Annotated in this window: 14 protein-coding genes and 1 tRNA gene; 5 read left to right on the top strand and 10 right to left on the bottom strand. The window is 35.2% G+C overall.

Going from position 1 to position 15878, the window contains the following annotated elements; translation table 11 throughout:
* Positions 1 to 3: 3 nt before the first annotated feature.
* The 5 genes from BOQ64_RS00510 to BOQ64_RS22955 all read right to left on the bottom strand — a co-directional run bounded on the left by BOQ64_RS00510 (position 4) and on the right by BOQ64_RS22955 (position 2169).
* Entirely contained in the window at positions 4 to 480 is a 477-nt protein-coding gene (locus BOQ64_RS00510; protein ID WP_129056964.1) for a DUF5675 family protein, read from the bottom strand.
* A gap of 673 nt (positions 481 to 1153) precedes the next feature.
* Positions 1154 to 1546, bottom strand: coding sequence for a TraQ conjugal transfer family protein (locus BOQ64_RS00505; protein WP_129059603.1), 393 nt, complete (start codon positions 1544 to 1546; stop codon positions 1154 to 1156).
* Between the two features lie 75 nt (positions 1547 to 1621).
* Entirely contained in the window at positions 1622 to 1852 is a 231-nt protein-coding gene (locus tag BOQ64_RS00500) for a conjugal transfer protein TraO (RefSeq protein WP_228448182.1), read from the bottom strand.
* A complete protein-coding gene (locus tag BOQ64_RS23520) occupies positions 1765 to 1965 on the bottom strand; it encodes a hypothetical protein (protein ID WP_228448216.1) in 201 nt (66 codons plus the stop codon). Before BOQ64_RS23520 ends, BOQ64_RS00500 begins: the two co-directional genes overlap by 88 nt.
* Before the next feature lie 33 nt (positions 1966 to 1998).
* On the bottom strand, positions 1999 to 2169 hold the full coding sequence (locus tag BOQ64_RS22955; protein WP_164975719.1) for a hypothetical protein: 171 nt from the start codon (positions 2167 to 2169) through the stop codon (positions 1999 to 2001).
* Positions 2170 to 2261: 92 nt separating this feature from the next.
* Here BOQ64_RS22955 and BOQ64_RS00495 point away from each other — a divergent pair, with 92 nt between their 5' ends.
* From BOQ64_RS00495 to BOQ64_RS00485, 3 genes are all read left to right on the top strand, one after another.
* Entirely contained in the window at positions 2262 to 2618 is a 357-nt protein-coding gene (locus BOQ64_RS00495; RefSeq protein ID WP_129059602.1) for a hypothetical protein, read from the top strand.
* A 435-nt stretch (positions 2619 to 3053) separates the two neighbouring features.
* The gene (locus BOQ64_RS00490) at positions 3054 to 7103 is read left to right on the top strand and encodes a hypothetical protein (protein WP_129059601.1); all 4050 of its coding nucleotides are present in this window, start codon (positions 3054 to 3056) and stop codon (positions 7101 to 7103) included.
* 359 nt (positions 7104 to 7462) lie between these two features.
* Positions 7463 to 8110, top strand: a complete 648-nt coding sequence (locus tag BOQ64_RS00485; RefSeq protein ID WP_228448016.1) for a TIGR02391 family protein — start codon at positions 7463 to 7465, stop codon at positions 8108 to 8110.
* Between the two features lie 101 nt (positions 8111 to 8211).
* Here the strand turns inward: BOQ64_RS00485 and BOQ64_RS00480 are convergent, their stop codons facing one another.
* The 4 genes from BOQ64_RS00480 to BOQ64_RS00465 all read right to left on the bottom strand — a co-directional run bounded on the left by BOQ64_RS00480 (position 8212) and on the right by BOQ64_RS00465 (position 13398).
* Positions 8212 to 10065 carry a UvrD-helicase domain-containing protein gene (locus BOQ64_RS00480; RefSeq protein WP_129056976.1) on the bottom strand — a complete coding sequence of 618 codons (1854 nt, stop codon included), beginning with the start codon at positions 10063 to 10065 and terminating at the stop codon, positions 8212 to 8214.
* A complete protein-coding gene (locus BOQ64_RS00475) occupies positions 10052 to 12061 on the bottom strand; it encodes an AAA family ATPase (protein ID WP_129056978.1) in 2010 nt (669 codons plus the stop codon). Before BOQ64_RS00475 ends, BOQ64_RS00480 begins: the two co-directional genes overlap by 14 nt.
* A gap of 335 nt (positions 12062 to 12396) precedes the next feature.
* A complete protein-coding gene (locus BOQ64_RS00470) occupies positions 12397 to 12963 on the bottom strand; it encodes a hypothetical protein (protein ID WP_129056979.1) in 567 nt (188 codons plus the stop codon).
* A gap of 105 nt (positions 12964 to 13068) precedes the next feature.
* Positions 13069 to 13398 carry a hypothetical protein gene (locus BOQ64_RS00465; protein ID WP_129056981.1) on the bottom strand — a complete coding sequence of 110 codons (330 nt, stop codon included), beginning with the start codon at positions 13396 to 13398 and terminating at the stop codon, positions 13069 to 13071.
* 138 nt (positions 13399 to 13536) lie between these two features.
* Between BOQ64_RS00465 and BOQ64_RS22950 the strand changes: the two genes are divergently transcribed.
* Positions 13537 to 13710 (top strand): hypothetical protein, encoded by a 174-nt coding sequence (locus BOQ64_RS22950; RefSeq protein WP_164975718.1) that lies wholly within the window; start codon positions 13537 to 13539, stop codon positions 13708 to 13710.
* Between the two features lie 118 nt (positions 13711 to 13828).
* On the top strand, positions 13829 to 15400 hold the full coding sequence (locus BOQ64_RS00460; protein ID WP_129057104.1) for a recombinase family protein: 1572 nt from the start codon (positions 13829 to 13831) through the stop codon (positions 15398 to 15400).
* Here the strand turns inward: BOQ64_RS00460 and BOQ64_RS00455 are convergent.
* Positions 15363 to 15434 (bottom strand) — tRNA-Arg (locus BOQ64_RS00455). The two genes, BOQ64_RS00460 and BOQ64_RS00455, sit on opposite strands and share 38 nt — an antisense overlap.
* Between the last annotated feature and the right edge of the window lie 444 nt (positions 15435 to 15878).

Below are 15878 nucleotides of genomic sequence, written 5' to 3'. Positions count from 1 at the left end.
TTGTTATTTAAAGGTTACGGTAATTTTTTTGTTGGGTGTGCTATTAGGGTTGTTAGTCCCGTAAAATGCTTCTTTTAGCTTTACATAGGCTGCCGAACTATTGAGTACAGAACAATTTTCAACTTTAGCATCTGTGCCAACCAAGACACATCCTTCAATCTGCGTTGTGTAATTACCCATGTGAATTTGTACACCGGTCCTATTAGGAACATTATCCAACTGAATTCTCCATCCATCTTTTTTGTCATATCTTAAGATTCCCTTGTAAGTGCCTATGGGGATACAGCTAATGTTGTTTAGATTATCTTTCCAGGGTAATTCTAATGTGTAACAAATGCTTTTCCCGTTTGCAATCAGGTAACCCATGGTACAGTTACTGGACGATAATTTTCTATCAACTGTCAATTCAAAATTTTCGTGAGAGTAAAAGGAGGGGGAGAGGATTGAAGCCAACCCCAATATGAATAATATAGGTTGCATGTTTTATAGTTTTTTAGTTATTAGAATGATTTAGAGCATCCGGCTACAGGAGTTGCAGGAGGTTAAGCATATTGATATAATCGTAATGCTTAAAAAAGCAAATAAAAATTTTGAGTTTTTCATATTTATTGGTTTGGGGGATTAGTTTTTCATAAGGATGGGTTACTGCTTAATAGATCTCGCTTAATCTATCAAGACTAAGTTACATCAGTTCCTCTATTTATAAAATACCACAAAGGGGTTATTTTTATTTTCAAAATAAAAGTGTATAGTGTGGCATAAGAAGAGTAGCCTTTCGCTAGTTAAATTTTCTCCGCTTAAACTGATAGGATAAAGCAAGGCCGATAACGAAGAAAAATATGCCCATGATAAATAAAGTATAATCCATGGCAAGGTTTTTTAGTACCTTCAAAAATTGTCGTCAAATTATATTTGCTACACTGTATCGTATTTAGTTTGCATTGGATGAGAATAATTTGATGTTCTCTTTATCAGGTTGTTAGCTGTAATAAATTAAAAAAATATTATCAGATCTTCAAGAATAATTGAAAAAATATAAAAGCCGGAGTAGAAACCCCGGCCGTTTGTAAACCTCAAAGTGTAAGAAATATTTATTCTTTGTTTTTAGAAGTAAATTCAAATACCATCGACCGCTCATTTCCAAAATGATCTTTCACCCAATGGTAAACGACTGCTGTTCTTTGGAAAGAGAAGTATAATACAAGTTGAAAGTCTCAGAAGGCAATAGATACGGTTCATTGAGTAATAACGCCGGCGCTTTTATATCTTTTTCTTCCGGCCTGGAAACACAATCTGCACATTTTTTCCAGATGTCTTCGCTGGATTGGTTCATCCGGAGCAGGCCTTCACCATCGTACTGAAAATATCGGATGTGGTACTTTACACCATTGTAGTTGCCCGTCTTTTTTATCTTGCATCTTATCTCTATGGTTTGATTGGTCATCACACCATTTGGCACCGGGCGTGTTTTTATCTCAAAAGGAAAATCCGTCTGGATATCCAACCCCTTTTCACAGGCTGTAAGCAGTAATACTGTTATCATCATCGATGCAATAAAGAACCCTCGTCTTAATTGCTGAAAAATGATAAATCCTTTTTGTATGTATAATTGTTAATAATCTTACTGGTTAAATAATGATTTAAAAATATAACGCAATCCCACACCAATAGTAGGGCGGAAGCGTTCCATGGAAGTTCCCAAGATATATTTTGTTTTCCCTTGCAGGAAAAAAACAAACCGGTTGCCCAGGTAAGTTTCTAATGTTAGGCGGCCACCCCCGCCATATACAAACTGGTCCTTATTGTTGATAACCGCGCCATTTTCTTGGGAGCAAAAATCAGGTAGAGGCATCCTGCAAAGGCAATGGCCATCAGTAAATAGATGCCCCATTTTTTTATGCGCTGTGCATTACCCGCAGCAGGCACTTCACCGGGTGTCGCTCCTGTTTTCTGTTCGTGGATCAACACAGATGTCCTTTTGTTTTTTCTTCTTCCATCTTATTTAAGTTTTTGGGGTAAGGTGATGTCTGGTGTAACCTGTTTCTTCAGGGTATTGACAGGAATAGGGTTTTCAATATGCTGTACCGGAATCTTGTTTTTACCGGCATCCATATAGGTCCTACCATTGCCATAATAGTCAACAGAAAATACCCGATAGAAAATATCCATAGCAGCTTAACGCGTTGCTTACGGTTGAGCCTGCTACAACGTTCCTGCAAGAGCGGCTCCCAGTTTGTAATTATTTGTTTTATCTTTTTCATGTGTATCCCATATTTTCCGAACACCCACTTTCAACAAGTTTGCTATTCATCAATAATGATACAACGAGAATGCCCGTTGCTGCTGCCAAAGAAATAGAAATTACTAACCATTACAGGGAAGATGGGCTAGAAATTGAAATCACCAGTGTTCATGCTGTAAAAGGACAAACACATTGTGCAACTTTATATTTAGAGCCCTATTATCAGAGTAATTACGAATCAGAAAGATTAACAAACCAATTCTTAGGAAATAGTTTTAATGATAATAGGGTGTATCATAAGAGTTCTATTAAAATGGCATATGTTGGGTTTTCACGGCCAACGGATTTGCTTTGTATTGCTATTCATAAAGATTGATTTGATAGGCACCTTCAGGATATTAATAAGGATGAATGGGAGATAATAAATGTATCTTGAAAAAATGATTAAGCACTACCTTAGTTCTTGTATTTTTGTTTTTCAGCAATTCAATCTCGCTTTTGAGTGCATGAATCAGATTTGTATCCTCCGCATGGAATTACGTTGAGTTTCCAATAAAGTCATCGTTTGTGTCTTTTATAATTTGGTCGTCATAAACTATTTTGTATATGGATAGTATTTCAAAAAAATAATGTTATTGTGCGGTTATTTAGCATTTGTGATAATAGCTTGTTAATGGAGTTTCTATATGCTAACTTCATTGTACGTTTGCATAATGTATTTTCGTACTAATTACGGATTCCCATAATTGTTTTGGTATTTGTTTTTGGTATATTTGTGCATACAGGAAAACACCAAATACAATTACATTAAATGTCTGCCATAGCTGCTTTACGTGGTTATAGAACCCAGTTTTTATATTCACTACATTATATGTTATCCACACTTGAAAATGATTTGATTTACCGGTTAGAAGGTGAAGAAGATTTAGATGTATTAGATAATCAAGGAGAACTTCTTTATGCTATACAATTAAAGAATCTTGGTAAAACCATTACCTTATCAGACATTTTATCCGATAAGAAAACCTCATTTATAAAAAGGTTTTTAGAACGATATGTTTCCGCAGTTCCCGTATTGGTATCTTACAGTGAAGTAAGCGCTGATTTGAAGAATTGGAATCAACATGCAGGAGGTATTTCTAAAAAAGAAAAAGAGATTTTAAAAAAATACAAACTCTCAGAAGAAGCGTGGAAATTAGTCAAGTCTAAAATACAATTCAAGGAAATTTCAGAGGATACGGTTGCGGAGGAAGTCGAAAGAATGATGAAAGAGCACTTCCCGGAAATAGACCCAACACCAACAGCAGGTTATTTATTGTACTGGCTACAACTCATTGCAGAAAAACAACAGCCTATTACTGCAAAAGACTTTTATAGCAAGGTTCAGGACTTTGCATTGTATATCGTTAAAAGAATTGCGATACATCAACAATATGGCCTGGTTTTAAAACCTTTGCATAAAGTTTCAACAAATGATGTAAATCAGGAACTCTTAGAAAAAGAGTTTTATCATGCAACGTTGACAAGATTTGAACATATTTTATTAGGGCTTGATGTGAGCAGAGAAGGCTATTTACAAAAAATAAAAGATAGCCTAATCGGGAATAATATAGTGGTGGTTAAAGGTGCATCCGGACAAGGGAAAACAGCTTTACTTTACAGCTATGTACACCATTATAGTAATGATTGGCTTTCTTTTGAGTTGAATATTCAACAAGACCCTGTGATTTCACAGCAATCAATTCAAGCCATTGCTGCCATCAGTAAGAAATTAGATATTCCTGTTGTTTTTGTTATCAACGTTAACCCCAACACGACTGATTGGCTTCAGATTGTAAAAGAATCAGCACATTTCAATCATATTAAATTTCTGGTTGCTATAAGAAATGAAGATTGGTACAAAGCGACGGCTGCAGGTATAGAGTTTCAACATCAAGAATTGGATTTATCTCTTTCGGAGGATGAAGCTAAAATGATTTATTCCAATTTGAATGAAAGAAATAAGATTTGTCATTTTACTGATTTTGAAGAAGCCTGGATACAAATGGGTGGTAATGTTCCTTTATTGGAATTTGTTTATTCTATTACCCAGGGAGATTCCTTATATAATAAATTAAAGCATCAGGTTCGGCAAATCGCAAGTGAGGGTTCTTATAACAGTAACCAGCAAATTGCGTTTTTAAGGATTGTTAGTTTGGCGGACTCCCTTGGAGCAAAAATTGATGTTTCCAAATTGGATACAAATGTAGACTACCAGTTTATTCTGGAAAAATTAGAGAATGAATATTTAATCAGGCGGTCATCCGACCGGAAATATATACAGGGCTTACATATCGTAAGGTCTGCCAAATTAGTTGAAATTCTTTTTGACGAGTTTACGAATAGTAAACTTGGATATGCCTATAAAGCCATTCCTTTACTTGCGGAAGAAGATCTGTATTTATTTCTCCTACAATTATTTTATGAAGAAGTTTTTGATCCCCAACTTTTTATTGAGGATATATCCAAACAGGTAGTTGTAAATAATTGGTCTATTTATACGGCGATTCTCAAAGCGTTTATTTGGGTGGGTATCGGTGTGTATGTTGAACAAAACCGCACAATCATAGATGAATGTAGAGATCTTTGCAACGGCGCATGGGTAATGTTTACTGGTGTTAGATTTGGTGTCAACTACGACCCAAGCGGTATGCTCGACATGATTAATGCCGATGAAGCGTTTAGAGAAAAGATTAAGGACATTAATGAAAGATTGCTTCCGCAGCAGGATATTTTCAATTTAGCATCAGCTATAATCAATAAACTTCCTTTTCCTGATGCGCCACCCCTTAATACTTTTGAATGGAGATCTTATGGAGAAGCGCTATTTTGGTTAAGAAATATTCCCAATAATAAAGATGCTGTGCCGGACATTCCGGAGTATCAATTTGAATCAGCATTTAAAACTATGGATAGCAAAAGTTTATCAAAATTGATGTTGGGAATGTATTCTTATTCACCAGTATTAAATGCAATCAGAGAGAAACATATTGACTTCTTTATACAAAGAATAAAAAAAGATTTTGACATTATCCATTTATCTGTGAACGATGGCCAGGTGGATGTGCACTTTGTCATTGATATTATCAAGTACAATTTTGAAAGATCAACAAATGGTTTTGCTGTGAATATTCTGGATATTATCAGGACTGCTTTACCCGATCAAAAGCAGTTCAATACCCAAGGGCATGGACACCGGTTTAAGTTGCTTTCTATGGATTATGATGAAACACGCCAGAATATTTCCATTGAAAATATGCATTTAGAAGAATGGGTAGCTATAAATTCATGTTTTATCAAACTTTATGATTATAAAAACAGGCCAGCAGATTGGAATGAATATCGTACAATGTTAAATCAATGGGAAGTATTAGCTAAGGAAAAGATCAATGAATATAATAGCGCTTTCAAGCAGTTATATAAGGGGAGTAAGACGTATACACCAGTTGTTCCTATTATGCACAATGCATTATTTCAATGGCCTGAAAAAATTTTGGAGCCACAATGCATTACTGATCCGTTAGGAATATACCAGGTAGAAAAGAGCCAATCGGGTGAGAAAAATGACAAAGAAGATGTAACCCAAAAATTGAAGTCTAAATATGAAAAGTTTTTTGTAAGCCTATCTGATTTTAAGAGCAGTTTTGAAATTTTTATGCAACAGTCTGCCAGCACACTGTATTCAAAGATCAAGTTAAAGACTGAACAAGGGCATAACCATGATGAACAGATTGAGTATTTATCCCAAATTAACTTATCTGATGCCATCAAAAGATTGAAAGCATATAATCTCAACTATGAAAGCACTTTTGGAAACATCGATTCCAAACATGGTACACAAATAAAAACCAATGCACTCCTGACGGCAGCCACTTTCTGGAGAGATTTTTTAAATGATAGTACAAAAGGGGAGCATTCTTTCAAACGAATTCTGAAGCTGAAAGATGATTTTGAAAAAAAGATTATCAAAGCTTGTAAAGATGCTTCTGCTTCCAATATATTTTCTGTACAATATATCAACAATGATAAGACGGGTAGAAAGCCGGTTTTCATTATTGATAGTGATAGCCCTATTTTGTCACTTACCGGATATGCAGAAATTTATGAAGTCATTTATTCCATAATTGGGATGCCGGAAAATACAAGTCTTAAATACCTTATGCTGGAATTGTGGTTTCCAAAAATTTATTTTATTCAAACAGTACGTGGAAAAAGTATGAACCATCTTTGCAATGAAGTACGATTCGTTACAATCATGGAAAAGCCATTTGAAGAACAAGGTGTTATTAATTCCATGCCAAAGCGTATTGATGAAAATATTATTGAAAGCCTCAGAATTGAGAGTTGGAGGCTTCTGTACCCCGAACTTAATGAAGTATTAAAAGTTTCAGAACAATATAGTCGATTGGTATTTTTAGTCGATCATTTTCATGATCTCCGTCATTTTGATGAATTGGAGCTTACCGACCCGGAAAATGAAAATTTAAAACAACATATTGAAAAAATTCGTGCTGAAATGCAGCAATCATTTCAAGCGGTACTTGATGCATTGGTTCTTTGGGCGAACATGTTCCCTATAAATGAAAAAAACTATCTGGAAAATGAAATGGAAAGAGCATTTTACAAGGCATTCATTGATATTCAGGGTAACCTATATCCTGAATCAATAGTATTTGAAGAAAGCACTAAAATCAGTATTGATATGGAAGCAATTTCCAAATGGTCTGAGCGATTAAGAATTTGTACACAGCATTGGGGAATGTTTCTGCTATTATTAAATGAAAAAATTATTAATTCTTATCAAAATGAAACTAGTAAATAGCAATGCATAGCAATGTAAGATTTTTCGATTGTGATATTCTATAATATGGTATTTTGAAATTGTTTTCTTACAGCAGAGGAAGTAATCTATTAGTAGAAAGAATGGGTACTATGAATCGCCTTACGATAACAGTCTTTGGAAGAGAGTGGTGGAGGGGTAAGATTTATTTTAGTAATTTGGTAAGCAGAATAAAACAAGACTTAAGGAATGGCAAGTATTAAACGCCCCACATTCAATGTCCAGATTTTGGAAGGGCTGTGAAAAACAATTGCAGATACAAACAATGGTTTAACCGGCTCAGAAATAGGGAATTTGCTGGTAAATGTTCAGATTTCGGATGTTGATCCAAGCAGTACAAAATGGAAAGATTGTTTAATGCTTTTGTCGTATGTCAAAATAAAGAGCAATGTTCAAATTCGATTCTAAGATTTATTCAACAAGCAATGATGCCTGTCAGGTATATTGGGAATGAGGAATTGTTTCACGACCGAAGATTGGAGGTAAATAAACGCTTGGCGTTTATAGGAGTGGAGCTAAAAGAGAACGGAAAATTTATAGAGGTGAATGTAGCTACGACAATTTCCGAAGCGGAAGAAAGAGCCAACCGCTTAAAGCACAAATTGGAAAACCGGAATACACATGCTGAGATATTTAACTACTGTAAATCCCAGTTATTGGTCAATAATTATTTTCACGCTGTTTTTGAAGCTACCAAAAGTGTCGCAGACAGACTAAGAAAAATGACAGGATTGTACACTGATGGCAGTGTTCTGGCTGACACTGTTTTTTCAACAAGCACTCCATTGGTTCGTATAAACAATATGCAGACAGCTACAGATAGGAGCGAGCAACTTGGACTTTGTTACTTAATCAAAGGTATTTTCGGTATGATAAGAAACTCGACAGCTCATGAGCCTAAGGTTTCTTTTTTGATAACAGAAGAAGAGGCATTAGATACTTTAACGACAATCTCTCTAATTCACAAAAAACTTGATAAAGCAATTTAAGAAAAGAGCGTTTATAAAATAAATAAACGCTCTTTTTTAAATATACCTTTAAAGTTTTTTAGATAAAATAGTAAGAAACAATATTTTGGTTTTGTTGTATGTTAAGACAACGTTTTTTTAGTCATCGTTACAATACCTGACTTTTGCAGTTCTTCAAAAATGATTCTGATGTTTTCAATAGATTGGACTTGCGTACCAAAGCGACCTTCTCTTTCGTTACTAAACGTAAATACAACCCTTTCTTTTGCGCGCGAAAGAGCAACAAAAAAGGCGCATTTGTCTTCATCAGGTTGACGCTGAAAACTCCAAAAGGCTCCGTCTTCAAGACCAATAAAAATTACCGTATGGTATTCTAAGCCCTTACTTTTGTGAATGGTCATTACCGGTATCGTATCCTTTCCAACAAGTGTATCCAATGCCAAAATAATATCTTTTGAAACAGTATAATTCGTAATCAGTTCATCCTGGACTTTGTTTATGGAATTGATAAGCTCTTGGGAATTTCGATAGTTTGGAAAATAGGCTATTATACGGTCTGTATCAGCAAATTTCATGATTTCGGAGACAAGTTCTTTAATATTATCTTCAGTTAATGCTAATCCAACATATTTTTTTCGCACTTCTTTTACAAACGACAACAGCTCCCATTCCAGTTTTAGCAATTGGGTATCTTCCATTTCAGTGCGGAGATTACTTATGAAATCGAAAACATATTTTTTTGCTTCAAAATTCTTCTTATCAAAAATTGTATAAAGTGCGTTAATGATATACTCACAAACTTCTTGCGTAAGAATATCCTGAAACTTACTTTCATCACGGGCATTTATTCCATTAGCATTAAAGTATTCAATAAGCTTGCCGGCATAGGAGGACAAATTTTGTTTTACAAGGATGCAAATGTCTCTTGGCGTAACAGCACCTTCTTTAATCCAATCAGAAACTTCCTGAAAAAGTACCTGCATCTCAACATCTGGATTTTTAAATGTCCAGACAAAGCAATCTCCTTGATCCGGATGCCATTTGGAGGATGGAGTGGCCAAGTCGGTTTTGCCAAGCAAATCTTTAGTAAGATGATTTAATAAATGAACCAATCGCGGAGCACATCTAAAGTTCATTGTAAGAGGAACACGAGTAGCTTTAGCATCCCGGATAAAATCATCAAACACCGTTTCTCTTGCTCCCGCCCACATCATAATTCGTTGTTTGTCGTCACCAACGGCAGTAAAAAAACTATCACTATCCAAAAAACAGCTTTTAAACAGTTCATATTGTAAATCCGTAGTGTCCTGAAATTCGTCAAGGAAAACATACTTATAGGTTTGTTGCAAATATTGTTTAATCTTAGGATTGGCAATAATGATCAGTTCGGCCAATCTCATTATCATTGGAAACGACAGCGCGGATGGAGTTGATTGTAACATTCTACTCCACACTTTATTTCTAATGTTTTCGGCTGCAGTATTCTTGGAATGTGGTAGTTGTGCATTGTGCAATGCAAATATTTGATCCTTGTTCGTACTATTGAAATAGTCAACGTCTTCAGATTGGTAATACTCCAGAATAGCTCGATCACTAAGTACAACTTCGTATGCATTTCCAAATTTATATTCATCGGGCAATGCTTGCTTGAATCTATCCAATAGTTGCTTGGCAAATGAATCAAAAGTCATCGAATCAAATCTTTTTGAAAGCTCGCCTCCACACCTTTCACGAACTCGTTCTTTTAAATTATATGCGGCATCTTTTTTAAAACTTATAGCCAGAATTTTATAAGGAAACGGGCACGTGTTTGTCTGCAAAAGGTAGCAAGCCTTTTGTGCCAATAATTCCGTTTTCCCTGCTCCGGGGCCTGCAACGACCAAATGGTTTGCAGAACTTTTAGCAATCTCCAAAGCATTTGATTCAAGTTGCATATCATCTGCGGGCACCCACAGTTCCGGTTTAATTCTTTTCATCTCCCTCGCCTGTTTTTAAAATAACAGTGATACGCTCAAAAATTTCAGTAAATACTTGAGGCAGGTTTTCTTTAATCTCCTCATCACTAATAGATGACAGTACTTGGATATGTGTAATAGGTTTTCCTCTTCCCAAGAAGTGGTAGTTGTACCAAATCATTAATTCTTTTTCCTCATCCAAATAGGTTTCGCCTGTTGCATCTTCTGATTTAAGCGTAGCATGAACTGCCGTGTTTACCTTTTTCTCAAATTCTGCCGGATTCTTTGCTTTATCCGGAATCTGTGGACCTCCTCTTTTTGGAATGGCCGCCTTGTAAAATTCAGGATAATGTGTGAGCATTAGAAAGTCCAAATCAAGAGGGCTGGCATAAAATATTTTATATGATTTCAAAAAGTTTACCCAGCTATTTAAGCTTTTAATAGAATCTTCGTTAGTTAGATCCCACGTATGCATTTCATCCAGTTCGTTGTCAGTTAGAATACCATCAGAAGTTTTCAATAGCTTTTTTTTGTTTATTCCAAGTTCAATAAGTTGTTCTAAAGCGTATTTAATTCTTCCCCAGCCACCACCGCCTCTTTCTATATCCAAATCAAGAAGCGTGATATATGGGATATGCAGGGCACCCAATAATCTCCAAATATGATGTACAAACCTGTGCCCTAATGGTGCAAAAGTGATGATATTATCATCAAAGTCTACATCCATTACATCCATCAATCTGTTGAATATAACTTCTTCGCTATCACCTTCACCTATAACGGCCAATCTTGCAAAATAAATTTCAGGATAATTGCGGACAGCTTCTTTCACATATTTGTATGCCTCATCCGACTTTGCCGGAAGTAATATTTGATTGACTTCTGTTTCATAGTTTTCTGTAACTCTGAAATGAAGAATTTGCTCGGGTTCCAATCGCTTTATAATTGCTGGAGTGTGAGATGAAAGCAATACTTGTGAATTTTCTTTTCCTGAAATTGATTTAAGAATTTTGATCACCCTCCCCAGCAACTGCGGAGCAATATGGTTTTCCGGTTCTTCAATGGCTAATACTGTAAGTAATGGTCTTGTTATACCAATGGTTTCTTCATCTTCGGTCATTTTTTCTTCTACATCTAAAAGAGAACATACCAATGTTAAATAAAAAAGTGAGCGATATCCTTCGCCTAATTCATCGATGCTAAACGGTCTGTGAGGGGCGGTTGGACTGAAGGATATTTCTAACTTTCTAAGAATAGCGTCAAGATCGCTTCCTCCAAAACTTAGTGTTGTTTCACTATAACGTTTATCTTTATGAAACTTTTGCCAAAAGGAGGTAATAGAAGTTTGAATGGTATTAAACTCCGGAAGCCCTTTAAACGCTTCATTAATCTCATTTATTTTTGTATCAAACTCTACTTTAAACTCTTCTTTCCAATTGATTTTTTTTAATAGTCGGTGCAGAATACTTCCAGAGGCATATTTTAACTGTTCTCCCGGTCTTCGGATGGCCGGAACATAATATATTTGGATAAGGCTTCTAAGATGATTGGGGAAAACTTTCTTGGCATCAATGTCTTCCGGTTCACCTTCTGCAACCTTGATAAAATAGGTGTTCATTTCTATTTCCCCTTGAATGTTAATATCAGATTTTTTCCAGCTTGCCTCCAGCCTTATGCGCAAATAAGGGTCTTCACCTTCGTCGTCCACTACCATTTCTGAAAAGAGATGAGGGACAGAATCATCTCCATCTGTTGGAAAATCTATTCTTACTTCGATAGAAAGTTCTCTTTCTGTAATGTTTTCGGGTTTTTCACCCTTTCCAATATGAAAGTCTGATTGCGAAATATCTCGTTCCATCAGTGTTGAGCCGAAGAGCTTCCTTAATGCTTCCAAGGCAGAAGTTTTGCCTGCACTATTTAATCCAATAAAGCCAGTCAGCTTATCTTGTAGAGGAATTGTTACCTCTGCAGGCCCAAAAGATTTATAGCCCTTTATTTTTATTGTAGATATTCTCATAATGATATTTCAAGTTATTAGATTATTTTCATTTTATTTTTTTCTACCATGATTTTAACATGGATGGAAATCTTTTTTGTCATTATATTGTTCACAGTTGTATTTAAACTAAAATACAAAAGCTCATGCTATCAAGATTATGGTTTTCCGTAATTAGGCAGAATTGTTATTAATTAAAGCAAGAATCTATAAGCATTTGTGGTTGGTTTTATTAAATTATCAAAAACTTATTTGCTAAGTTTATAAAACATTACACATATCTTTATAGAAGTCACATTGTCCCCATAAATTCTTATTGCCAATGACATAGATTCGCTTTTTTGCACGGGTGAGCGCTACATTGAGCATATTGGTTTTTGAGAAGCCCAATTTCTGGCTCCCAGAGATTTTGGATCACTACCCAAAACAAGGAATACAATATCGGCTTCCTTGCCCTGAAATCTATGAATAGTGCCACAAGAAACCTTCGGATCATTTTTAAATTCCCATTCACAAAAGCTGGCGACCAAAGCAAAAGGAGAAATAATAAAAATTTCGTCCTGATATTCTTCACCTCTTAATTCCTGTATTTTTATTTTCAGCAATTCAATCTCATCTTTGAGAGTGTGCTTGTTGACCAGGGTTGTATCCTCTACATGAAACCAAGTAGAATTTCCAATAAAGTCGTTGTCGGTGTCATCTTTAGTGTCTTTTACCATTTGCCCGTCATAGGCTATTTTGTTGGCAATGTCAAACATTGGATTATCGCATCTTCGATGGGTACGAAGAGGAAAGCCTGTCCATATCTGTTCGTCAGAATTTGCAAGTGGCATATAAGTACCGTTTAGCGATATTCGATCGGCTAATTGCTGTACAGAAGTTTGTACCGGCGACCATATTCCATCTACCTTTTCCTGTTGCATGAGCTTATAGACCAGATTTTTTGGAATCGTTACAACCGGTTTAACTTGCAAAGGATCGCCAACAATCACACATCGCTTAGATCGGTAAATGATGCCTGCAGCAGATTACGGAGTGGCCTGTCCTGCCTCATCAATCAATAACCATCCGATTTGATCTTTTTCTTTATTCGGGAATAAACGGCTGACCGAAGCAAGGGTAGTGGATACAACGGGTACACATAAAAAGAAAGTACTCCATAAATTACTAACGATATTTTCCTGAACACTTGTGTATCCGGAAAGCATTTCAAAAAAGAGATTGAGGTTATTGCGTACATGTTTGGCATTTGCCATAATCGCATGTTGATGGAGTTCTATGCTTAATAGGAATATTTCGCTTCTCAATTGTGCAATCTGAGCAGAGTGGTAGGGCATCCTTTTATGCAGCTCGTCCATAGGGAGGGAAATAAAATCAGCATCCACCAAATCCTTATGAGCAAGACAATAACAGCCAATTATATATTCTAACTGCCTAATTGAAAGGTTGGGTGGATTTCGCATTTAAGTTTAAATGCCTGATAAATAAATGCGAAAATGGAGCGTGTAGAAATAAAAAAAATACCTGTTGAAGAACTCATTGAACAACTCAAAACTGATGGTGTTGAAATTAGTGTTGAAGAAGCCATTCAGATTTTAGAGTTTCTATATTTTATTGCAAATTTGGCAATGGATGAAAACTTTGATATAGAAATATTACCAGTCGCATAGTTTCTTTTCCCATTAATTTGTTTTGCTTGCTTATTTCTGATTCAATTATCTATTGTATTGATTGTCAGTGATTCAATATTTTGTATCTTTATTCAAACACTAATTTAAAAAAATTATCATGAACAATGTTGCTTTATACATTCGTGTTTCGACCGATGAACAGGCCGATAAAGGATATTCTCAACGTGACCAGGAAGAACGTTTAAAAAGATATTGTGAAGCTAACAGTCTTAAAGTTGACAGGGTTATTTTTGAAGATCACTCAGCCAAAAATTTTAATCGACCACAGTGGAAAGAACTTTTATTAGATCTAAAGAAAAAAAGTTCCAAAATAAATATCATATTATTTACTAAATGGGATCGTTTTAGCAGGAATGCAGGTGATGCATATCAAATGATAAGCCTTCTTACTAAGTTAGGAGTAGAAGTTCAATCTGTTGAACAACCTTTAGACCTTTTTATACCTGAAAACAAAATGATGCTGGCAATCTATCTTGCAGCACCAGAGGTAGAAAATGACAGAAGAGCATTAAATACTTTTTATGGTATGCGAAGAGCGAAGAAAGAGGGTCGCTGGATGGGTAGTGCCCCTTTTGGCTATATAAATAAAATTAGTGACGACGGCAAGCGAAAGTTTATAGAACCCAAAGAGCCGGAAGCGTCAACAATGCGACACATCTTTAGTGAAATTATAAAACAAGTTGAGGCCCCTGAAACAATAAGACGAAGGATTGCAAAAACAGGAGTTAAAACCCTGAGCAACCAGGCTTTTCATGTAGCCATAAGAAATCCTGTTTATTGCGGAAAAATATTTATTCAAAAATTTAAAGAGGAAGAAGCTCATTTTGTAAAGGCTCAACATGCACCACTTATAAGCGAAGAATTGTTCAATGAGGTTCAATTGATTCTGGAAGGAAACAAGCGGAAATCAAGAAAGTACATAAAATTAACCTCCGCAGAGATTTTTCCCTTGCGTGGATTTTTAACATGCCCTAAATGTGGTAGTAATTTAACCGCTAGCGGTTCAAAAGGTTATAGTAAAATTTACTATTATTACCATTGTAGTTCTCCGTGTGGATTCCGTCATAGTGCAGAAGATGCAAATGATCTTTTTATAGAGGAGTTAAGAAAGTTTGAATTTCTACCGTCTATACAAAAGACACTACAAAACATCGTTTTAATGGCTTACAAAAAATATAAGGGTAAAGCAGATGATCGAAAAAGAAAAATAATTACGGAGATAGATGCCTGTAACAGCAAAATTACTATGGCCCGTGAAAAATTATTGACAGAAAAAATTGATGATGATGATTATCTAATTATAAAAAATGAGTGTAAACAAAAAATTGAAAATTTAGAGAATCAACTTCAAATATGCTTAAATACAAATCGAACTGAAGGAAAGGTTGATGACCGGCTAAGTAAATCATTATCGGTTATTTGCAATCTTTCATCATTGTACAATGCAAGTAATATAGAAACGAAACGAAAGATTATTAGTTCGATTTACCCCGAAAAAATTGAATTTACCGGAAAGCAATATCGAACTGATAGAGTAAATGCTATTGTTATGTATACTTCATTGATAAATAGATTGTTATATATTGGGATTAACAAGGATACTCGTAAAAATATGGAGTATCCCTGTGAGGTAGCCACACCAGGAATCGAACCCGGATCTAAAGTTTAGGAAACTTTTGTTCTATCCATTGAACTATGTGGCTTTTAGAGTAATAAAATTACAAATTATTCTTTTAAACATTTAAAACTATAAGGCTTTGTTTAACCATAGACCGCTTGAGTTTTCACAGATGTCTGTACATATTTCTGGATTATTATTTTGAATAAAGCAGTTGTTATAAGGAGACAGATCCCTTTGAAAATAAAAGAATCTGCCCTTTAGAGGCAGATTCAGTAGATAAGACATCTCATTTTTTTAATTAGACAACAATAAAAAAGCACAGCCGACAATGCTGTGCTTAAATTTTTATTTCAAATTTAATTGCAATTTCAAGAGTAGTAAGAAAAGCAAATAAAGTTTCCACTTCGATGTTTATTACATAGTAAATGTAGTGATATTTTTAATACGAAATATGAATTTAATGTTAAAATTCACAAGTTATCCACAATTTGTTGTGGATAAGTATGGAGTTTCTCAACAATTTATC

The organism is Chryseobacterium sp. CH25, from assembly GCF_004119455.1.
GTDB lineage: Bacteria > Bacteroidota > Bacteroidia > Flavobacteriales > Weeksellaceae > Chryseobacterium.
The sequence above is the reverse complement of the archived record's forward strand: the minus strand, read 5'-3'. Positions and strand labels throughout refer to the sequence as shown.